18 protein-coding genes and 2 pseudogenes are annotated in these 19,583 nt (G+C 70.4%); 8 read left to right on the forward strand and 12 right to left on the reverse strand.

Going from position 1 to position 19,583, the window contains the following annotated elements:
* Window positions 1-2: 2 nt before the first annotated feature.
* A complete protein-coding gene (locus tag OG568_RS58985) occupies window positions 3-461 on the reverse strand; it encodes a DUF2690 domain-containing protein (protein WP_329538170.1) in 459 nt (152 codons plus the stop codon).
* Between the two features lie 464 nt (window positions 462-925).
* Between OG568_RS58985 and OG568_RS58990 the strand changes: the two genes are divergently transcribed.
* Together OG568_RS58990 and OG568_RS58995 are read left to right on the forward strand one after the other, a co-directional pair.
* Complete coding sequence (locus OG568_RS58990) at window positions 926-1,048, forward strand: hypothetical protein (RefSeq protein WP_329538171.1); 123 nt, start codon at window positions 926-928, stop codon at window positions 1,046-1,048.
* A 472-nt stretch (window positions 1,049-1,520) separates the two neighbouring features.
* A pseudogene (locus OG568_RS58995) lies at window positions 1,521-2,002 on the forward strand (transposase); the annotation flags it as partial.
* Between the two features lie 111 nt (window positions 2,003-2,113).
* Here OG568_RS58995 and OG568_RS59000 read toward each other — a convergent pair.
* Both OG568_RS59000 and OG568_RS59005 read right to left on the reverse strand, forming a co-directional pair.
* Window positions 2,114-4,927, reverse strand: coding sequence for an FtsX-like permease family protein (locus OG568_RS59000; RefSeq protein WP_329538319.1), 2,814 nt, complete (start codon window positions 4,925-4,927; stop codon window positions 2,114-2,116).
* Window positions 4,928-4,932: 5 nt separating this feature from the next.
* Window positions 4,933-5,631, reverse strand: a complete 699-nt coding sequence (locus OG568_RS59005; RefSeq protein WP_329538172.1) for an ABC transporter ATP-binding protein — start codon at window positions 5,629-5,631, stop codon at window positions 4,933-4,935.
* 69 nt (window positions 5,632-5,700) lie between these two features.
* Between OG568_RS59005 and OG568_RS59010 the strand changes: the two genes are divergently transcribed.
* The gene (locus OG568_RS59010) at window positions 5,701-6,285 is read left to right on the forward strand and encodes a PadR family transcriptional regulator (protein ID WP_329538173.1); all 585 of its coding nucleotides are present in this window, start codon (window positions 5,701-5,703) and stop codon (window positions 6,283-6,285) included.
* Between the two features lie 266 nt (window positions 6,286-6,551).
* Here the strand turns inward: OG568_RS59010 and OG568_RS59015 are convergent.
* Window positions 6,552-6,841, reverse strand: a pseudogene (locus tag OG568_RS59015) (DDE-type integrase/transposase/recombinase); the annotation flags it as partial.
* A 192-nt stretch (window positions 6,842-7,033) separates the two neighbouring features.
* Between OG568_RS59015 and OG568_RS59020 the strand changes: the two are divergent.
* From OG568_RS59020 to OG568_RS59040, 5 genes are all read left to right on the forward strand, one after another.
* Entirely contained in the window at window positions 7,034-7,840 is an 807-nt protein-coding gene (locus OG568_RS59020) for an IclR family transcriptional regulator (RefSeq protein ID WP_329538174.1), read from the forward strand.
* 217 nt (window positions 7,841-8,057) lie between these two features.
* Complete coding sequence (locus OG568_RS59025) at window positions 8,058-8,984, forward strand: PDR/VanB family oxidoreductase (protein ID WP_443077990.1); 927 nt, start codon at window positions 8,058-8,060, stop codon at window positions 8,982-8,984.
* A 47-nt stretch (window positions 8,985-9,031) separates the two neighbouring features.
* Complete coding sequence (locus tag OG568_RS59030) at window positions 9,032-10,246, forward strand: cytochrome P450 (protein ID WP_329538176.1); 1,215 nt, start codon at window positions 9,032-9,034, stop codon at window positions 10,244-10,246.
* 53 nt (window positions 10,247-10,299) lie between these two features.
* Entirely contained in the window at window positions 10,300-11,385 is a 1,086-nt protein-coding gene (locus OG568_RS59035; protein ID WP_329538177.1) for an S-(hydroxymethyl)mycothiol dehydrogenase, read from the forward strand.
* Entirely contained in the window at window positions 11,382-12,014 is a 633-nt protein-coding gene (locus tag OG568_RS59040) for an MBL fold metallo-hydrolase (RefSeq protein WP_329538178.1), read from the forward strand. The genes OG568_RS59035 and OG568_RS59040 overlap by 4 nt, the downstream gene beginning before the upstream one ends.
* Before the next feature lie 266 nt (window positions 12,015-12,280).
* Here the strand turns inward: OG568_RS59040 and OG568_RS59045 are convergent, their stop codons facing one another.
* The 8 genes from OG568_RS59045 to OG568_RS59080 form a co-directional block, all read right to left on the reverse strand.
* On the reverse strand, window positions 12,281-13,357 hold the full coding sequence (locus tag OG568_RS59045) for a maleylacetate reductase (protein WP_329538179.1): 1,077 nt from the start codon (window positions 13,355-13,357) through the stop codon (window positions 12,281-12,283).
* 65 nt (window positions 13,358-13,422) lie between these two features.
* Entirely contained in the window at window positions 13,423-14,322 is a 900-nt protein-coding gene (locus tag OG568_RS59050) for a dioxygenase family protein (RefSeq protein ID WP_329538180.1), read from the reverse strand.
* An 82-nt stretch (window positions 14,323-14,404) separates the two neighbouring features.
* On the reverse strand, window positions 14,405-14,851 hold the full coding sequence (locus tag OG568_RS59055; RefSeq protein ID WP_329538181.1) for a DoxX family membrane protein: 447 nt from the start codon (window positions 14,849-14,851) through the stop codon (window positions 14,405-14,407).
* Window positions 14,844-15,869, reverse strand: coding sequence for an alpha/beta hydrolase (locus OG568_RS59060; RefSeq protein ID WP_329538182.1), 1,026 nt, complete (start codon window positions 15,867-15,869; stop codon window positions 14,844-14,846). Before OG568_RS59060 ends, OG568_RS59055 begins: the two co-directional genes overlap by 8 nt.
* Window positions 15,859-16,266: a metal-sulfur cluster assembly factor gene (locus tag OG568_RS59065; protein WP_329538183.1), complete on the reverse strand. Its 408-nt coding sequence runs from the start codon at window positions 16,264-16,266 to the stop codon at window positions 15,859-15,861. The genes OG568_RS59060 and OG568_RS59065 overlap by 11 nt, the downstream gene beginning before the upstream one ends.
* Window positions 16,263-17,342, reverse strand: coding sequence for an amidohydrolase family protein (locus OG568_RS59070; RefSeq protein WP_329538184.1), 1,080 nt, complete (start codon window positions 17,340-17,342; stop codon window positions 16,263-16,265). Before OG568_RS59070 ends, OG568_RS59065 begins: the two co-directional genes overlap by 4 nt.
* Before the next feature lie 41 nt (window positions 17,343-17,383).
* On the reverse strand, window positions 17,384-17,806 hold the full coding sequence (locus tag OG568_RS59075; protein WP_329538185.1) for a GlcG/HbpS family heme-binding protein: 423 nt from the start codon (window positions 17,804-17,806) through the stop codon (window positions 17,384-17,386).
* Window positions 17,803-19,473 carry a GMC family oxidoreductase gene (locus OG568_RS59080; protein WP_329538186.1) on the reverse strand — a complete coding sequence of 557 codons (1,671 nt, stop codon included), beginning with the start codon at window positions 19,471-19,473 and terminating at the stop codon, window positions 17,803-17,805. Before OG568_RS59080 ends, OG568_RS59075 begins: the two co-directional genes overlap by 4 nt.
* Window positions 19,474-19,583: the final 110 nt, after the last annotated feature.

Here is a 19,583-nt window from a genome sequence, read left to right on the forward strand (position 1 = left end):
CCTCACATCCAATCCGTGCAGAGACCGTGCAGGGGCCCGAGGCTCGCGTCGTTGCCGTTCTGCTCGTAGTGGAGCGGGAACGGGTCGAAGCGGTCGCCCTGGTCGTTCCAGCAGGCCTTGGTGGTGGTGTCCTTCCAGTTGCGCATGGGCGTGTAGGCGCTCAGTCGAGTGCTCGTGACCAGGCCGGTCGTACTGGCCCATTCGATGCCGCCGGTGAACTGGTCAGTGGTCCACAACGATCCGTACACGTCCTTGACGGAGGCCTGAGGGTCGTAGGAGACCTTCATCCACACGGCCTGGCAGTCCGGAGACCAGACGAGTTTCACCTCGACAGAGTCGTCCGGCTCGTCCACCTGCTGGAGGATCTCGGCGTCCGCGTCGCAGCCCGCGTCGACGGGGTCGAGACCCGAGCAGGTGTCACGCCAGCAGCTCGGGGCGGCCGATGCCTGCGGGGCGGACACCCCCTGGAGAGCACCGGCTAAGAGAAGTGCGGCTGTCGCGCCGCCTGCCCAACGTCTTCTTTTCGAGAGCCGAGGAGTTTTCGGGAGCAAGCGAGGCATGACCGTCCTTTTCAAAGGTGAATACGGGCAAACTCCGTGCAGGGGAGGCGGATTCACCGCAAGGCCATGCGGTGCGCGACGCCCCCACCGTCTCGCTGTCGTGGACCGGTGCATCGATCACGCGACCGTCACAGAATTACCCTCAAGATTCAACAACACCAACCAAGATTCACCCAAGAGGTCGTCAAGCCTCACTTCAGCATGGAACCCGGTGGTCACTTTTCTCATCGGCCAACACCGCTGAACAGGGCGACAGTTGGCCAGCACGGACCCACCGAGGGGATCGGGTGGATTTGCGACAGAAGTGCACATCGCTCGGCTTTGCTGGCAGAAACTCGGTTGTCCCATCAAGGCGTGGAGAATCCGTGAGAACGAGACGTGGAGCACGAAGATCCCTCTGCCCGGTGGCGGCAGCGACCACGATCGCCGCCCTGCTGAGCGACGGCCCGGCCTCGGCCGCGAGCAGCGGCAGCACCGCCGATCCCTGACGCCCGGTCAGGACTCTCAGGACCAGTCCTCCGACCGGGAGATCACCGAGGCGTTGGGTCGCGTGCGGGCGCGCTCGGTCGACCGCGGTGACGACCGGGCGGTCCTTGTGGTGCAGGTCGCCGCGTCATCCTCGGCTCCTCAGTCCGCCCGCTACGGACGCGGACAGCTCCCTGCTGACGCCGTGCGCCCCCGGTCGAGCACGGCTTCGCGCACCTGAGGAACTAATCCCCTGTTAGGGACGCTCCGAGCACCCTCCTGGTGCCTGGGGTGTTCGCCGCGCAGCGGTCGATGCCTGGGATTAGTGCGACGCGTGGCCCGCATGTGCTCGTGAGCAGTACAAACACCGAGGACTGGGAACGAATCCCCTTGATCTATTGCGGAATCGACCGGGCGGAAAGCACTGGCTACCGGCTGCTGCCGGAACTGCTCGCCGAGCACGGCGACAGCGAGGAGCACCCGATTCCGGTCGCGATCGAGACCTCCCGCGGCATCCTGCGCGCCGACCAGGCCCACCAGCCGCCTCTTGTCGAGGAAGCGTTCGGGAAGCAGACGCTCGCTCTCCTGCCCCGGCCGGAGGCCGCCTGCACCGCAGCCGACCAGCTCGCCGAAGCGGTGGAAGAAGCGTTCCCTCAGACCCGGATGCCGAGATCCTGCTGAGCTTCCCCGGCCTCGGCATCCAGCTTGCCGCCCGGGTCCTGGCCGAGATCGGAGACGACCGCACCCGCTTCGCCGACGCCCGCGGACTGAAGGCGTACGTCGGCTCCTCGCCCATCACGCGCGCCTCCGGCAAGAAGGCGAGTGCTACGCGCCGCTGGGTGAAGAACGACCGGTTTGACCACGCCGGATACCTGTGGGCCTTCGCGGCTACGAACGGGTCACCCGGCGCCAAGGCCCACTACCGCCGCCGCCGTGACGAACGCGGTGACTGGCACGCAGCCGTCCGGCGCAACTTGTTCGGGGCCCCGCCGGGCCACGTGCTGCCATGAGGGTGCGCAGAGACAGAACGGCTGCCCGGAACGGGACGTGCAGCGGCGACGCGTCCGCGTCCCGTTCCGGGGGCTGCCTCAGTCCCTCGCCAGCAGGTGGGCCGGGGCGATGCGGGACATGGCCCGGATCGGTACGGAGAGGACCCCGCACACCAGGCCGACCGCGGCGAGGGTTGCCAGCAGTGCGGCGCCGATGACCGTCGACAGCCGTCCTGCCAGGATTCCCTGACCGATCGCCAGGACCGTGGTCAGGCCGACGACGGCGCCGGCCAGGCCGCCCAGAAGGGCGAGGCCGGCACCCTCGTAGAGGGTGAGCCGGGCGATCTCGCGGTGCGACCAGCCGGTGGCGTTCAGCACGGCGAGGTCGGCCGCTCGCTCGCGTTGCGACAGGACCAGGACGTCCACCGCCCCGGCCGCGCCGAGCAGCAGTGACAGGGCGACGCTCACATAGTCGGCGGTGCGTGCCTGCGCGACGACGGCGTTGCCCAGGAGTGAGCCGGCCACCTCGCCGCGGAAGGCGAGGGTGAGGCACAGCAGCACGGTGAAGGCAGCCACCCCGAGTGCCAGGCCGGCCGCGCCGAGCACGGTGCGGCCGGGAGTGCGCAGCAGGTTGCGCAGCGCGAGGCCGGTGACCGAGCGGACGGCAACCGCCCGCCGGGCGGGTGTCACCGGCGGGGTGACCGCGTCCAACGGCCCCAGCCGGGTCGCCCGCCAGGCGGGCAGCAGGCCCGCGGTCAGCGCGAGCAGCAGCGCGACGGGCAGGACCAGGGCAGCCTTCTCCGCCGATCCGGGCAGCCCGAGCAGGGCGCCCAGCCCGTAGGCGATGAGGGCGCCCAGCGCACCCGCGCCGAGGCCGATCACTGCCAGTTCGCCGAGTATCAGACGCAGGACCTCCGGTGTGCTCCACCCCATGCAGCGCAGTGCGCCGATCTCGGTGCGGCGCGATCGTACGGAGGCCAGGGCGGCCTGCCCGAGGAAGAGTCCGCAGACCACCAGGACCAGGACGAACAGCACCGCACTCTTGGTGTCCACGGCCCGCAGGATCCGCAGGGCCACGCCCTTGGCGACCCAGCGTTCGGTGACCTTGATGTCCGAGGGCAGCACGATGGTCTGCGGCGCGGGTGAACTGCCGACGGTGACGTCGACCTGCAGCTTCGGGTAGGCGGCGCGGATCTGGCCGGCGACGGAGTTGACCCGGGCCCGGGAGGTGGGGTCGACGCCGGTGACGCCCTCGACGCGGATGCGGATGGCACTGACCGGTGCCGTGTCCTGCGCCGTGGGCTTTCTGCGGCTGTGGGTGAGTGCCGAGATCGAGTCGATCGTGGTGAGCATGGTGGGCGGCGGGCTGAGGTAGCCGCCGAGGTTACGGTCGGGCCGCAGCGGCCGGTCGTTGAGGGCGGCCCGGCCGGCCGCGTCCGCGCCGGTGACCTGCGGCGGCTGGTAGGTCTCCAGCGGGACTCGGGAGAGTGCGGAGAAGCCGCGCAGCTTGGTGGGGTCGTAGCGGCCGACGACGCGGACCAGCGGGTCCGGGGCGCGTCCGGAGTCCTGACGGTCGCAGATCTTGAACGAACCGCACACGGTGGCGGCATGCCCGGTGACCGTCCGGAACTGGGTGCCCGCGTTTTCTTCGGGGACGTACATGTCCGGCGTGTTGCTGTTGTACTGCCAGATGCCGGGTGGCTGGGCGGGCCGGGTCCGCACGGCCAGGCCGTCCTCGGTGCTGCGGTAGCGGACCGGGCCGACCGTCCAGTAGTTCAACGTTTCGAACCAGGCGCCGGCGTCGGTGATGGACCGGAAACCGGTTGCGAGGTCGGCGGTCACGGTGCCGACGGTGGTGCCCTGCAGGCCGTTGACGAAGTCGTGGGCTTTTGGGCTGCTCAACTTGGCAGGCAGCGCCCCCGGATCGCCGACGTCCAGGCGCTTGACGGTGGCACTCAGGGTGCCGGCGGTCAGGGCGCGGCTGCTGAGCACGACCGGGACCTGGTAATGGTGGCCCCGCTCCGATTCCTCCGACTTCGGGTCCTCCCATGGGTCCGGGGCCCAGACGGGCCGGTCCCGTGCGGTGAGCGTCCGGCCCGAGGTGACCGTGTCGCTCAGGCCCACGAGTTCGTCCTCCGCCGCCGGGTCGATCGCCGACAGCAGCACCGGGAACTTGACCGGTACCTCGGCCGTGGCCTTCCCGTCCCCCGGTACGCAGGTCATGTTCGAGCGGGGGTCGAGGGAGAACACCGACTTCGGGTCGTCGTTCCAGTCGAACATGGGCTGGGGCAGCTTCTCGCCCAGGAAGTCGGTCTTCAACCCGCTCTTGTCCATGTTGTAGAACCAGCAGACCGAGTACCTCCGGCCGTTCACCTTCTCCTGCTGCAGGTCCGGCCAGGGGTTGTCGTCTCCCCATGTCGCGTCCGTGACGATCGGCTCGCGGGTCAGGTAGACGTACTGGTCGGCGGCCGGGTAGCTGCCCAGCCCGGCTTTCACCTTCGGGGTGAGGCGCAGGAGTTGGCGGGGGACCTTGCTGTCCCGGAACGCCGACACATCGACCGGGACCGTGCCCTCGACCATCAGATAGCCGATGTTGGCGACCGGAGCGGCGGTCTCGATACCGGCGAGGGACTTGATGTGCCGGTACTGGCCGAGGGTGATGCCGCCGAAGATCCCCGACAGGAAGTTGGGCTCGACCAGACCGCGGTCCCGCTCGACGGCAGTCTGGCTGCCGGCCGGGCGGACCAGGATGTCGTAGGCGGAACGGGAGCTGTCCTCGACGATCCCGGTGGTCCGCGCCTGGCTGGTGGTCACGGTCGAGGTGAGCAGGGTGAAGCTGGTGGCGGCGACGAGGATGCCCGCGGCGAGGGCGAGCGCACGCGAACGACGCCGCCACAGCTGGGAGAAGATCATGGCGATCACGGACGCAGGCCTCCGAGCCGGTCGAACACGTCGGAGGCGGGCGCCACTTGCTCGTCGGACACGATCCGGCCGTCGTGCAGCCGTACGATCCGGTCACAGGCCACCGCGACCTCCGGATCATGGGTGGTGAGCAGCATCGTCATCCCGTACCGCTCGCGCAGCGACAGCAGCAGATCGATGATCTCCCGCCCGGTCGCGCTGTCGAGGTTGCCGGTCGGTTCGTCCGCCAGCAGCAGCCCCGGCCGGTTGATCAACGCCCGGGAGATCGCCACTCGTTGCTGTTGACCGCCGGAGAGCTCGGAGGGCAGCGCGTCGGCGCGTGCCGCGAGGCCGACCGCCTCCAGCAGCTCCAGTGCGCGGGCGCGCCGGTCGAAGTCCACCCGGCGGGGCAGCACCGGCGCGAGCACGTTGTCCAGCACGGTCAGTGCGGGCAGCAGGTGAAAACGCTGGAAGACGAACCCCACCCGGCGGCGGTGCGCATCTAACTGACGCGACGTCAGCTCTTTGCCGTCGACCTCCACCACGCCCTCGTCCGGCCGGTCCATGCCGCCGAGCAGGTGCAGCACGGTGGACTTCCCCGAGCCCGACGGGCCGGTGACCGCGACGGCTTCCCCGTCCGCTATCTCCAAGTCGACGGCGTCCAGGGCGGTCAGGCCCGGATACCGGCGGGTCACCCCCCGCAGTCGTACACCCATAGCGCCTTCCGCCTTTCCTACATTGTGGCAATGCAGCGGTACATTGTCACAATCCAGGGGAGGTGCAAAATGCCACTGCATCACGCCGTGCTCGCGTTGCTGACCGAGGGACCCAGCCACGGGTACGAGCTCAAAGGGCGCTTCGAGGAGACCATCGGCCCACAGTGGGGCGGGCTCAACATCGGCCACCTCTACCAGATTCTGGACCGACTGGTCCGGGACAGCTTCGTCACCAGATCACAGGTGGCACAGTCGGACCGGCCCGACAAGACGCTGTACAGCCTCACGGCGTCCGGACAGGACGAGTTGCAGGAATGGGCGACCAGCGCGTGGGTGCGCACGGGCGGGTTCCGCGACGAGTTGTTCCTCAAGCTGGTCGGCGCCTCGTCCCTCGGCCCCGACGCCCTGGACGCCTTCATCGCGGCGCAAAGCCGGTCCTACCTGGCCGAACTCGCCGGCCTGACCCGGCTGCGACGTTCCCACACCGGCGCCCCCCTGGTGGCCCTCCTGATCGACGCGGCCATCGCCCACACCAAGGCCGATCTGCAACTGGTCGAGGGTGCGGCCGAGCGGCTCGCTCCGCTCGGCGAGGGGAGCGCCCGCGCGGCGACACGGGCCGACGTGCCCGATCAGGCGGCTGAGCAACTCGGTTGAGGTTAGGAGATCACATCACGGAAAACCTTGCCCGGTCATCGGTGGGTTTCGGGGTGAGTACACCCCGGCCTCAGGCGGTGACGCCGTTGGGCTGTGGCCGACGGAGGTTGACGGTGTGTCCGGCCGGGCAGGTGGCTGGGCGCCGCTCGTGGCGTTGTCACGTTGTCAGGTGTGTGGATGTCTGACGGTGCGTCGAGGCGTGGTGCGGCCAGGTTCCGACCCGCTGCTCAGCCTGTGGTGGTCTGGCCGGCGGCGCTGGTGATGTGCTATCGGATCGTGAAGCGGACGGTCATTTCGGCTCGATGATCGGGGGCGGTCATCAGGTGGCGGCGGGGCCGGAAGCGGGGTGAGATGCCGCTGAATGCGGACAGGAACCGCTGGGCCCCGCCGGTACTGCGGAAGCCCTTCATCGCGCGTTCACGCTGCCGCGTGGGCTGATGACTGTTCGGCCCGGTTGTTCAGCCCCTTTGTGGGAGCGGTACTCCACCGAGGGTATGCCCTCGCGGTGGGCCGCGCCGCAGGAGCGCAGCTTGTCGGTGACGACCACCCTCGGCACCCTTCCGCGCCGGCCGTACGCCACCTCGTCGACGCCGCCACCGTTCCCTCGCGTACGTCAGCGGCCCGCCGGGCTTCACCCAGGTCCGCGACCGCCCGTCGGACTGCTCCAGGGCGTACAGGGCGTGCACGGGGCCCGCCACCAGGGTGATTGTGGGCTTGACGTGGCTGAAAGGAATCCGATGATGGCGAGGTGAGGACACAGCACGGTGAGTCGGTTCTGGCGAGAGTGGTACGGATCTTCGAGGCGTTCACGCCGGAGGAGTCGGCCCTGACCGTCTCGGAGATCTCCCGCCGTACGGGGCTGCACGTGGCGACCGCGTCGCGGCTGGTGGCCGAGCTGGTCTCGTACGGGTTCCTGACGCGGGACGCCGACCGCCGCGTCCGTGTCGGCATGCGCATGTGGGAGCTGGCGACACGAGCATCGCCCACGCTGTCGCTGCGGGACGCGGCCATGCCGTTCATGGAGGGCGTCCACGACGTCGTCGGTCATCACGTGCAGCTCGGCGTGCTCGACGGTGACGAGGTGCTGTTCCTGGAGCGGCTCACGGCACCCGGGGGCGTCATCAACTACACCCGCATCGCGGGCCGCCTTCCCCTGCACGCCTCCTCCAGCGGTCTGCTCCTCCTCGCCCACGGCCCCGCCGAGCTGCGTCGGCGGGTACTCGACGCGCCCCTGCAGCGCTACACCCCAGACACTCCCGCCACCCCCGCGCGGCTGCGGGCCGTGCTGGCAGAGGTGCGCCTGCGGGGATACGCGTACTGCCCGGGGTACGTCCACCCGGACGCCCTGGGGATCGCGGCACCGGTGCGCGACGCACATGGTGAGGTGGTGGCCGCGCTGGCGGTGATCGTCCCCAACGAGGCCGGGGCCATGTCCGTCGTGCCGGTGGTGCGGACCGCGGCACGCGGTGTCTCCCGTGCGCTGGGGGCACCGGACGCCCCGACACATCCTCGGAGTCCGGGTGGATCACGGGACGGCAGTGCGACGGCCCGATGACAGTCGTCGGAACTTCGTCTCTCACTGATTGAGAATGCCGTCGCGACCGTCCGTCGTCACCGCGCATCCTGCCTTCAACCCAAGGACGGGAGGCGACGACGTGGTCGGAACCAGCGCGGTTGTGGACACCAAGTCCGGTGTCGGGACGGGACAGTTGGCGCAGAGGAACGCGGCGACCCTGACGGTCACCGCCAAGGAGCCGGTGGCCGAGGGCGTCATGTCACTCACCCTCGCGCACCCGGACGGTGCCCGGCTGCCGGACTGGACGCCGGGTTCCCACATCGACCTGGTACTGCCGGACGGGACGACTCGGCAGTACTCGCTGTGCGGCGACCGATGGGACGCGCACACCTACCGGGTCGCCGTGCTGAGGGAGCCCGCGGGCCGATGGGGGTCCCCCCGCTCGAGCGAATCCGAGAGTGGGGGAGGATCCGCCCAGGTGCACGACCGGCTGCGGCCGGGAGACCGAGTCGGGGTCGGCGGCCCGCGAAACCACTTCCCCCTCGTGCCCTCGGAGAAGTACCTCTTCATCGCGGGCGGCATCGGCATCACCCCCCTGCTGCCCATGGTCCACCAGGCCGAACTGCTCGGCGTCGACTGGCAGTTGCTGTACGGCGGCCGGACCCGGGCGTCGATGGCCTTCCACGAGGAACTGACGGAGGCCCACGGGGAACGGGTGCACGTCGTCCCGCAGGACGAACTCGGGCTGCTGGACCTCGCGGCCTGGCTGGGCACACCGCGACCCGACACCAAGGTGTACTGCTGCGGCCCCGCCCCGCTGCTCGCCGCCGTCGAAGCCGCGTGCGCCGCCTGGCCGCCGTACGTCCTGCGGGTCGAGCGCTTCACCGCCGCCGCGCGGACCGCGCCGACACGGGAGGAGCCCTTCGAGGTCGAGCTGCGGCGCATGGGACGCACCGTCACCGTCACCCCGGAGGTCTCGGTGCTGGAGGCGGTGCGCCGCGTCGGCGCGGATGTGCTGTCCTCCTGCGAACAGGGCACCTGCGGAACCTGTCTGACGCCGGTACTGGAGGGGCAGCCGGACCATCGCGACTCGGTGCTGGCCGACCACGAACGCGCGGCGAACGACTGCATGTTCCTGTGCGTGTCCCGCTCCTGCGGCGACCGCCTCGTCCTCGACCTCTGAAACTTCTTCGATCTCCGAGCACCTCTTCACTTCCCCAAGGAGCCGCGATGACCGAGGCACTGGAGCGTGCTGTCGAGCCGCCCGTCAGTGACGCCGACCCGTTCGCCCACGAGGTCCTCCTGGACCCCGAACCGCTGCACCAGGCCCTGCGCGAGGCCGGTCCGGTCGTGTACCTGCCGCGCTACGACGTCCACGCGCTGGCCCGTTACGAGCAGGTGCACGCCGCTCTGGTGGACTGGCAGCACTTCGAGTCGGGCGCGGGTGTGGGCCTGGCCAACTTCCGCCACGAGACGCCCTGGCGCCCGCCGAGCCTGCTGCTGGAGGCCGACCCGCCCCGCCACGACGCCCCGCGCCGGATCCTGCGCGAGATCCTTGCCCCGCCCGCCCTGCGCCGCCTGCGCACGACGTGGGCCGCGGTGGCCGAGGAACTCGTCGGCCAAGTCCTCGCCGACGGGGCCGAGTTCGATGCCTTCACGGCGGTGGCGGAGGCGTTCCCGCTGCGGGCCTTCCCGGACGCGGTGGGTCTTGGCTCCGACGGCCGGGAGAACCTCCTGCCCTACGGCAACATGGCCTTCAACGCCTTCGGCCCGCGCAACGACCTCGTCGCGGCAGACACGCATCGGGTGGCCGAGCTGTCGGCATGGGTGAACGCCCAGTGCACCCGGGAGGCGCTGAGCGAGGACGGCTTCGGCGCGCAGATCTGGGCCGCCGCCGACCGTGGCGATCTGACGTACGAACAGGCGCCTTTGGTGGTGCGTTCCCTGCTCACCGCCGGTGTCGACACCACCGTGCACGGCCTGGCGGCCTGCCTGTACGCCTTCGCCACCCACCCCGAGGAGTGGCAACGGCTGAGGGTGCGACCGGAGTTGGCGCGTGCCGCGTTCGACGAGGCGGTCCGCTGGCAGTCACCGGTGCAGACCTTCTTCCGTACCGCCACCACCGACGTCACCATCGCGGGCACGATCATCCCCAAGGGCACGAAGATCCTCATGTTCCTCGGCGCCGCCAACCGAGACCCGGACCGGTGGAGCGACCCCGACCGCTTCGACCTCACCCGCGACCCCTCCGGCCACGTCGGCTTCGGCATGGGCCTGCACCAGTGCATCGGCCAGCACGTGGCCCGTCTGGAGGCCGAGGCGCTGCTGACCGCCCTGGCCCGCCGCGTCGAGCGGATCGAACTCGCCGGCACACCGCACCGCCACCCCAACAACACCCTGCGCTCGTGGGCGTCCCTGCCCCTGCGCGTCCAGCCGGCTGCGTGATCAGCCGTCGCATCATCTCTGCCCATCTCTGCGGAAAGTGAGGGAACCCAGCCATGTCCCAGCAGGTACGAGGCGTCGTCGCGCGGGCCAAGGGCGAACCGGTCGGCATCGAGACGATCGTCATCCCCGACCCCGGCCCGGGGGAGGCGGTGGTGCGGATCCAGGCATGCGGGGTGTGTCACACCGACCTTCACTACCGTGAGGGCGGTATCAACGACGAGTTCCCCTTCCTGCTCGGCCATGAGGCGTCCGGGGTCGTGGAGTCGGTCGGCGACGGTGTCACGGACGTGGCGCCCGGCGACTTCGTGATCCTCAACTGGCGTGCCGTGTGCGGGCAGTGCCGGGCCTGTCTGCGCGGCCGACCCTGGTACTGCTTCAACACCCACAACGCGCGGCAGAAGATGGCCCTCACCGACGGGACCGAGCTGTCCCCTGCCTTGGGTATCGGCGCCTTCGCCGAGAAAACCTTGGTCGCGGCCGGGCAGTGCACCAAGGTCGACCCGGCCGCGTCACCGGCCGCCGCGGGGCTGCTGGGCTGTGGCGTGATGGCCGGCATCGGCGCCGCCATCAACACCGGCAACGTCGGCCGCGGCGACTCGGTCGCCGTCATCGGCTGCGGCGGTGTCGGCGACGCTGCCATCGCCGGGTCCCATCTGGCCGGAGCGGCGAAGATCATCGCCGTGGACATCGACGACCGCAAGCTCGCCACGGCCGCATCGCTGGGTGCCACGCACACGGTCAACTCCCGTGAGACCGACCCCGTCGAGGCGATCCGCGAGCTGACCGGCGGCTTCGGCGCCGACGTCGTCATCGAGGCCATCGGTCGCCCCGAGACCTACCGGCAGGCCTTCTACGCCCGCGACCTGGCCGGGACGGTCGTCCTCGTCGGCGTGCCCACGCCGGAGATGAAGTTCGAACTGCCGCTGCTGGACGTCTTCGGCCGCGGTGGCGCGCTGAAGTCGTCCTGGTACGGCGACTGCCTGCCCTCGCGCGACTTCCCCCTGCTGATCGACCTGTACCTCCAGGGCCGTCTGGACCTCGACGCGTTCGTCAGCGAGACGATTGCCCTGGACGGGATCGAGGACGCCTTCGCCCGGATGCACAAGGGCGACGTGCTCCGCTCCGTGGTCATCCTGTGACGGCCGCCCGCATCGAGCACCTGGTCACGTCCGGCACCTTCAGTCTCGACGGCGGCACCTGGGACGTCGAGAACAACGTGTGGATCGTGGGCGACGACGAGGAGGTGATCGTCATCGACGCCGCTCACGACGCCGAGGCCATCGACGCTGCCGTCGGCGACCGCCGACTCGTGGCCATCGTGTGCACCCACGGCCACGACGACCATATAGACGCCGCTCCCGCGCTGGCCGACGCGACCGGCGCACCGATCCTGATCCACCTCGACGACCGGCTGTTGTGGAAGCACACCCACCCGGACCGGAACCCCGACGGCTACCTGTCCGACCTGCGCCGGATCAGCGTGGCCGGTGTCGAACTGACCGCGCTGCACACCCCTGGCCACACGCCGGGAGCGATCTCCCTGCACGCCCCGGAACTGGGCACCGTCTTCACCGGTGACACCTTGTTCGCCGGTGGGCCGGGGGCCACGGGCCGGTCGTACTCCCACTTCCCGACCATCGTCCGTTCCATCCGCGACCGTCTGCTGGTCCTGCCGCCCGAGACGGTGGTCCGCACCGGCCACGGAGAGTCGACCACCATCGGCACCGAGGCTCCGCATCTCGAAGAGTGGATCGACCGGGGCTACTGAGGCCGGCGGAACCCTCGGCCTTACCCGGACGGCGAGACCCTCGCAGTTCAGTGAGGCTTTGAGCATGGCTCAGGGCCACCAGGGTGTTGTCATGAAGTCCACGAGGCGGTGCTGTCCCGAACGGGCGGCGTGACCGGTTCGCCCGCGATCTCGGGCATCTCCACGCAGGAGATGGCTGGGATGTCCGAGACCGGCATGAAAGCGGTCAGACGCATTGTGTGCGCCACCAGTTGCGCCGCCCGCGTCAGCACGGCGCCGCCTGTTCCTCAGCGCTCCTCGCCGACCGTCGTCAGCGGGTCCGTACCCTGCCACGCGGCTCGCAGCAGCCCCCGCAGGCCGTGGGAGGTCACCGGGCGCGGGTTGTTCGCCGGAACCACTTCGAGGATCGCGTCCACGGCATCGTCGATGTCGGCCTCGTCGAACCCGTGGTCGCGCAGCGCCCTCGGCGCATTCACCGCATCCCGCAGACCTTGCAGGCCCTCAACCGCAGACGCGGAGCCGAACGCCTCCGCGATGCGGCGCTCGGCATCCGGTGCGGCGGGGGCGTTGAATGCCAGCACATACGGCAACACGACCGCATGCGTCTGGGCGTGCGGTAGGTCGTACGTGCCCCCCAGTACATGACAGATCTTGTGATGCAGCCCCGAACCCGCTGAAGAGAACGCCACTGCCGACAGGTAAGCCCCGTACAGCACCCGCTCGCGGCCGTCGAGTCCGGCCGGGTCGGCCACCACGGCCGGCAGTCCGGCCGCCAACGCGCGGATGCCCTCTCCGGCCAGCGCCTGGTCGACGGGATCGGTGCGCGGTGCCCACATGGAGTCCACACAGTGGGCGAGTGCGTTCAGTCCCGACGCGACACTCATCGCCACCGGCAACGACAGCGTCAGCGTGGCGTCGTACACCACCGAACGGGGCAGGACGCGCGCGTCCACTCCCGTGGTCTTGTGTGCTCCCTCGGTCAGCCCCCAGACGCTGGTGGCCTCCGACCCCGCGTACGTCGTGGGGACGGCCACGATGGGGATCGCGCTGGTCAGCGCGATCGCCTTCGCGAGGCCGGTCGTCGAGCCCCCGCCGACACTGACCAGGAGATCCACCTCGTGCGCGGCCGCCGCGGCGCGCGCCCGCTCGGCCGACTCGACCGGGACGTGCATCACCACCTCGTCGTGGCGGAGAACGACCGGCACCTCGGCGGTGACCCTCTCGGCCAGATCGGCCTCGGTTGCCGCCGCGATCACCATCACCCGTGAGCCGCCCAGCCGCTGCACCTCGGCGCGCACCGTCGCCGGTGCTTCGCCGGGTGTGAAACAGACGCGCTGCGCCAGGGTTTCATGCTCGAATCGCATGTGAGTCCTGTCCTTCTGTTCGTGCTGTTCGTGAGGGGAACCGCCGGGCATGGAAGGAAGCCGTCTCATATCCGCTGCGGGGGAAGCATGATGTCGAACCGTACGCGGGACCAGCTCTGTCCGGACAGGCCGCGCCCGTCCGGGGTCGGCGTGCCGGCCGGCTGCCGTTCGAATCGCTTGACGAGGGAATCTTTGACGCCGAACACGGCGTCGGAGCTCAGCAGGCTGTCGCCCTCGACGAAGATGTGGGTGATCAGGGTGTGCAGGCCGGGTGCGGTGGCCATGAAGTGCAGATGGGAGGCGCGCAGGGGCGAGCGGCCGGTCTTGTCGAGCAGGGCTCCCACCGGTCCGTCATGGGGGATGGGGTACGGCGTGGGGGTGAGGCCCCAGAAGGCGTAGCCGCCCTGGTCGTCGGTGTACAGGTGCGCCCGGCCGGCCAGGTGGCCGTCGTCGTACTGCACGTCGTAGAGGCCGTCCTCGCCGGCTTCCCACACTTCGAGGCGTGCGCCGGGAGCGGGGTTGCCTTCGGTGTCGGTGACGGTGCCCTCGACCCAGCAGGGTTCCCCCGGGGCGCCTGCGGCCATGTCGCCGCCCAGGGGGATCTCGGGGGAGTCCTCCACGAAGAACGGGCCGACCACCGTCGCCTCGGTGGCGCCCGCGGTGGCCTCGTGGTTGACGTTGATCGTCTGCATGGACGCGCCGAGGACGTCGGACAGCAGCACGAACTCCTGGCGGCGGTCGGTGGTGATATGGCCGGCCGCGGTCAGGAAGTCGATGGCCTGTTGCCATTCCGCTTCGGTCAGTCGGACCTCACGGATGAATGCGTGCAGGTGTCGCACCAGGGACCGCATCAGTTCCTTGAGCCGGGGGTCCGGCGTGTCCTTGAACGAGGCGAGCACCGTCTGGACCAACTCGTCCTCGATCTGGTGCTGCGGGTCCGACACTGCGGGTGTGGTGGTTGCCATGCTGAGATTCCTCCTGTTGTCGGCATGGTGGGTGCGCTGTTCCTGGCGTGAGGACGTCATGGGGTCCGGGAGGCGGGGCCGGCTACCTGGAGGTGCGCCCGGTTCGTCGCCCGTCGTTGACGATGACCGCGAGCAGCCCCCCGGCGAGGGCGAGGTTCTTGAGGAAGTCGCCCTGCTGGCGGAGGCGTTGCGGGCCGTCGGGCTGGGTCCAGAAGGGGAAGGCGGCGAGTGTCGTGGGCACCAGCGAGCCGGCGAGCGCCGTCGCGCAGGCCGCGGGGGCGAGGCCGGCCGCCAGCCCGGCTCCGGCGGTGACGTGGACGGCTGCGTTGACGCGGACCAATTGGCGGTCCGTGAACCGGTCCAGGAGGGGTACCGAACGCCGGCACCGCTCGAGGAAGGTCTCCGCTCCCTGCGCGGGGCCGTCCGGGTGCTGCCAGACGTGGCGGCCCCCGGAGACGAAGACGGCGGCCAGCGCGAGGCGGGAGAGGGCCCGGCCCACGTCGTCCAAGCGCGGTGGTGTGTCAGGCATGCCATGGATCCGTTCGCAGATGGCGGTCGAAGAAGCGCTCGATCAGTGCGGGGGTCAGCAGCAGGGAACGTTCGACGTCCGGGGTGCGGGAGGACAGCACCGTGGCTGTCATGGGGTGCAGTTCCCAGTCGCCGGTGTTGAGGAAGCCGTGGTCGGCGCCGTGGACCAGCAGCAGATGGGACTCGGCGCCCACCGTGACCAGGGCGTCGTGGAGCCGACGGCTCTGCGCCGGGCCGATGAGGAGGTCGGCGTCGCCGTGCAGCAGGAGCACGGGCGGAACGCGCGGGTGGGCCTGCCGGGCCGGGCTGGCCTCGACGGCGGTGGCGGCCCGGTCCGACGGGCGCCCGCCCAGGAGGCCCCAGGCAGGATCGGTGGGATCCACGCCCAGTACTCCACCGGGCAGGGCGTCGTCGGTGAGGGTCAGCAGATCCGTGGGGGGATAGCCCGCCACCACGGCTCGTACACCGGGCGCCGCGGGGGAGCCGTCGGTGTCGGCCGCGAAGGCCGCGAGCAGTGCCAGGTGCGCTCCGGCGGAGCTGCCCCACAACCCGATCGACGCCGGGTCCAGGCCAGAGGTGTCCGCGATGCCGCGCAGGTAGTGCAACGCCGCGAGGACGTCGTGGAGTTGGGCCGGCCAGGGAGAGACCTCGGAGGACCGGTACTCGATGTCGGCAATGGCGTAACCGCGTTCGGCGAAGAGGCGGGTCAACTGTGGTCCATGGCCTCGTTGTTGGGTACGCCAGCCGCCTCCCGGAAGCCATACGATCACGGGTGCCGGAGCCGGTCCGGACTGCGGCAGGTACAGGTCCATGCGCAGGTCCGCCTGGTCGGTCGCGCCGTCCGACGGCCTGCTGAACACGAGATCGCGCATCACCCGGACGGGAGCCGGGTCGAGCCTCTCGGGCGGGCGCGGTGCCTGGCTGAGCCCTTCCATGAAGCGGCCCATGACGTCGGCGTTGTTCGCCAGCACGGCCGTGAGGTCGGAGGTGTCCGGCTGCTGTGCGGTCTCACCGTTCACGGGCTGGTCCCGTCGCGGTCACGGCCAGGAGAGGGAGAGCGCGACGCACCTGTGCGCGGTGCTCGGCGAGCCGCCGCTGATAGTGCGGTGCGAGCCGGTCCGGGGTCCAGTCGAAGTCGTCGGCCAGTGTCACGTCGACCGCTGACACCCCGGGCAGAGCCGCGAGCCGGGTGTGGGCTTCGTTCGCGAAGGAGCCGATCAGCACACAGCTGGGCTCGGTCACCCCGACGGTGACCGCGACGCGTCGGCCGCCGCCGTCGACTTCGATGTCGTCCTGGATGCGGATGTCGGTGAGGAGCCCCATGTCGTCGAGACCGGCGGGCACTCCCGCGGTGATGCTGCACGGATCGAGGATCTCGTTCAGCGTCGCGCGGACCGTGGCTTCCGTGATCGTCATCGGGCACCCGCCAGTGTGTCGTCCTCCACCGGGGCGACGCGCCCGCCCCACGGCTGCCGCAGTTCGGTGGTGTCGAACTCGTCGCCGCGGATGCGGTCGCGGAGGTCCTGCTCGTCGATGTCGTGCATCCGCAGGAAGTTGCGCCCGAGGATGTCGGCCTTGACCTCCTTGGTGAGCTCCGGCAGTCCGTACTCCTCGACCAGGTCACGGGGCATCTCGAAGTTCCAGAACGCCTCGATCGCCGGCCGGGGGTGAACGGCGTCGCACCCGGTCGCCCAGACGATCCGGTCGCCGCCACCGGCCGCGAGGAAGGCGCCCATCGCCTGGGCGAAGCGCCGCGGCGCGTAGACCGCGAGGAACGACGTCGCCTCCAGGTTGACCCAGATGTTGCGGAAGGACTCCAGCTGGAGGGCCGTCTCCTCGACGAAGGCCATGCCGCCGTGGACGACCTCGAAGGTGAGATCGGGGAAGGCCAGCGCGGCGGCCTCGACGTCGGCCAGCCCGAGGGCGGAGGTCGGGCCGGGCCCGACCGGGAGGGCCTTGTGGATGGCCACGACTTTCAGACCGCGCTGCCGGGCCCGCTCGAACAGCGGGAAGCAGATCTCCGGGTCACCCATGTCCAGCGCGGTCGCCCGGCCCTCGACGACGTCGATCGGATACAGCTTGAGGGCGTTGACCCGGTGCTTCTCCACCAACTCGTCCACCCGGTCCAGCGCCCCGGGACGCAGCGGGGACACCGCACCGTAGATCAGCACGCGCTCCGGCCACTTCTCGCGCATCTCCAGGCCGTAGCTCAGCGCCGAGCCGCCGTCACGGAAGTGCCCGTAGATGGGGGTCTCGTGGTAGGCGATCACGTCGGTCTGGCTCTCCGCCAGCAGGGACCGGCCGATGATGTCCGCGCCCGCCCCCTGCATGTAGGTGGAGCGTTCGAGGGTGTACTCGGGTCCGCCGACCCGCTTGTGAAGGGCATAGAGGTGCTCGCCGATGGCCGCGCCGATGTGCGGGTTGACGCAGTTTTCGGGCCGGAAGTTGTAGTTGTGGGCCACGCCCTCGACGACGAGGAAGTCCTCGATCACTGTCGTTCTCCTTTGAATGTCACGGGTGGTGCCGGGCGCTCTCAGGCGAGCAGGTCCTTCAGTGCCTCCAGGGCGTGGGACGCGAGCCGTTCGTCGGTCTCGCCGTCGGCTCCGCCGACGCCGACGGCGCCGATGACCTCACCGTCGTCCACGGTGAGGGGCACTCCTCCTGGTACCGGGAGGAGGTGGGCGTCGACCAGGTGCACCGGCGCGAGGGCCATCGCGGGGGATGCGGCGAAGGCGGCGAACGTCGAGGTCGGCATGCCGGAGACGGCGGCGGTGTAGGCCTTGCGGCGCGCGGTCTCGACCCCGATGGGGCCGACCCCGTCGTCGCTGAGCAACACCTTGGTGATGCCGCTGCGGTTGACGACCACTACGCAGATGCGCACGCCCTCGGCCCGGGCCGCCTCCAGCGTGGCCTCGGCCGCCCCGTGCGCGATGGCGTAGGTCAGGGGCTCCCTCATCCTGCGTTCCTCTCATGGAGCGGGGTGACGGTGGCACCGGAGCCGGCCGGGACCCCGCGGATCAGGTCCGACGCCTTCTCGGCGACGGCGATGACGGTGGCGTTGATGTTCGCTCCGGGCACGCTCGGCAGCACTGAGGCGTCGACGACGCGCAGTCCGGTGATGCCGCGCACCCGCAGGTCGGGGTCGACGACGGCGTTCTCGGAAGTGCCGATGGCACAGGTGCCGCAGGCGTGGTTGGCGGAGTAGCCGCTCTCCCGCAGATAGCGCTCGAAGTCCTGGTCGGTGCGCACGTCGGGACCCGGCGCGAGTTCCGCCCCGATCATCGGGGCGACCTCGGGACTGCGCAGGATGGCCAGCGTGGTGCGCACGGTCTCCCGCAGGGCGGCGACGTCCTCCGGCTCGGTGAGGAGGTTGAACCTGATGCGCGGAGCGGCGGTCGGGTCGGCGGAACCCAGCCGGACCTCGCCGCGGCTGCGGGGGGTCGCGACGGCGTTGAGGGCCACGCAGTGGCGGTCCTTCAGCGGTCGCACGCCGGGGAACCAGGGCCGGGCGCCGAAACCGCCGGCCAGGATGCCGAGGAACCCGTCGGGACGGTCAAGGTCGGTGCGGGTACGGACGTAGGCGGACAGGAACTCCGGCATCTGGGCCAGCGGACCGGTGCCGGTGAAGAACCAGCGGATCGCGCCGAGCGCCGCACGGTCGGCGCGCAGGTGCTCGTGGAAGGTCACCGGATCCTTGACGTCGAAGAGCACGGGCGCCGCCGGATGCTCCTGCAGGTTGGCGCCGACTCCGGGCAGGTCCGCCACTGTGTCGATGCCGTGCTCACGCAGGTGGTCAGCCGGGCCGATGCCCGAACGCATCAGCAGCTGCGGCGAGTTGTACGTGCCGCCACAGACCACGACCTCGCGGGCCGCCCGGATCACGCGGCTCCGTCCGCTTTCCACGACACGAACACCGGTCGCGTGTCCCCGATCCATCACGAGCGTGTCCACCAGCACCCCGGTGAGCAGAGTGAGATTCGGCCGTCGCCGCATCGCGGGGCGCAGGTAGGCGGCCGCGGTGCTGTGGCGTCGGCCACGGCGGATCGCGGTCTCGTTCTGGCCGGCGCCGGTGGGGTCGCCGCTCTGGGTGTCGTCGGGAAACTCGATGCCCAGTGAGCGGGCGGCACGGTCCAGACTCCTGCCGAACGGACCTCTTCCGGTAACGGTCGACACGGTGACGGGTCCGTACCCGCCGTGGTGCTCGGTGTCTCCGCGCCAGCTGTTCTCCGAGCGTCGGAAGTACGGCAGCAGGTCGTCCCAACCCCAGCCGGTGGCACCGGACTTGATCCAGTCGTCGTAGTCGAGGCGGTGCGCGCGGACGTGGGTCGAGCCGTTGATCGAACCGGTCCCGCCGACCAGTCGGCCACGGGGGACCGGGATGCGCCTGCCGTTGAGTCCCGGCTCGGGCTCCGTCTCGTATCCCCAGCTGATGTCCTTGCGGCCCGACAGCAGCCCGACACCGAGGGGCAGCCGCACGAGCAGGCTGCGATCGGTGGGCGGGCCGGCCTCGATCAGCAGCACGCGTGTCCCGGTGTCGGCGGACAGGCGCGCGGCGAGGACGCAGCCGGCCGTACCGGCACCGACGACGACGTAGTCGTACTCGGTGCCGTGCCCGGCGCTCATGCGGAAGGTCCAGACATCATCGTCTCCTTCGAGGCCTTGAACGAACGCGCGGGGCAGGCGGGGCGCGGGGAGGCGCGGGAAGGCGGTCGCTCGCGGCGCGTTCTCAGATG

The sequence above is a fragment of the Streptomyces sp. NBC_01450 genome (assembly GCF_036227505.1).
In the GTDB taxonomy this organism is placed as follows: Bacteria; Actinomycetota; Actinomycetes; order Streptomycetales; family Streptomycetaceae; genus Streptomyces.

Excerpts from the sequence above, each read along its gene's own strand:
- OG568_RS59030 (WP_329538176.1), top strand. The coding sequence starts at position 9,032 with ATGACCGAGGCACTGGAGCGTGCTGTCGAGCCGCCCGTCAGTGACGCC.
- OG568_RS59005 (WP_329538172.1), bottom strand. The coding sequence starts at position 5,631 with ATGGGTGTACGACTGCGGGGGGTGACCCGCCGGTATCCGGGCCTGACC.
- OG568_RS59055 (WP_329538181.1), bottom strand. The coding sequence starts at position 14,851 with ATGCCTGACACACCACCGCGCTTGGACGACGTGGGCCGGGCCCTCTCC.
- OG568_RS59080 (WP_329538186.1), bottom strand. The coding sequence starts at position 19,473 with ATGAGCGCCGGGCACGGCACCGAGTACGACTACGTCGTCGTCGGTGCC.
- OG568_RS59025 (WP_443077990.1), top strand. The coding sequence starts at position 8,058 with ATGTCACTCACCCTCGCGCACCCGGACGGTGCCCGGCTGCCGGACTGG.
- OG568_RS59000 (WP_329538319.1), bottom strand. The coding sequence starts at position 4,927 with ATGATCTTCTCCCAGCTGTGGCGGCGTCGTTCGCGTGCGCTCGCCCTC.
- OG568_RS59050 (WP_329538180.1), bottom strand. The coding sequence starts at position 14,322 with ATGGCAACCACCACACCCGCAGTGTCGGACCCGCAGCACCAGATCGAG.
- OG568_RS59065 (WP_329538183.1), bottom strand. The coding sequence starts at position 16,266 with ATGACGATCACGGAAGCCACGGTCCGCGCGACGCTGAACGAGATCCTC.
- OG568_RS59010 (WP_329538173.1), top strand. The coding sequence starts at position 5,701 with ATGCCACTGCATCACGCCGTGCTCGCGTTGCTGACCGAGGGACCCAGC.
- OG568_RS59045 (WP_329538179.1), bottom strand. The coding sequence starts at position 13,357 with ATGCGATTCGAGCATGAAACCCTGGCGCAGCGCGTCTGTTTCACACCC.
- OG568_RS59035 (WP_329538177.1), top strand. The coding sequence starts at position 10,300 with ATGTCCCAGCAGGTACGAGGCGTCGTCGCGCGGGCCAAGGGCGAACCG.
- OG568_RS59075 (WP_329538185.1), bottom strand. The coding sequence starts at position 17,806 with ATGAGGGAGCCCCTGACCTACGCCATCGCGCACGGGGCGGCCGAGGCC.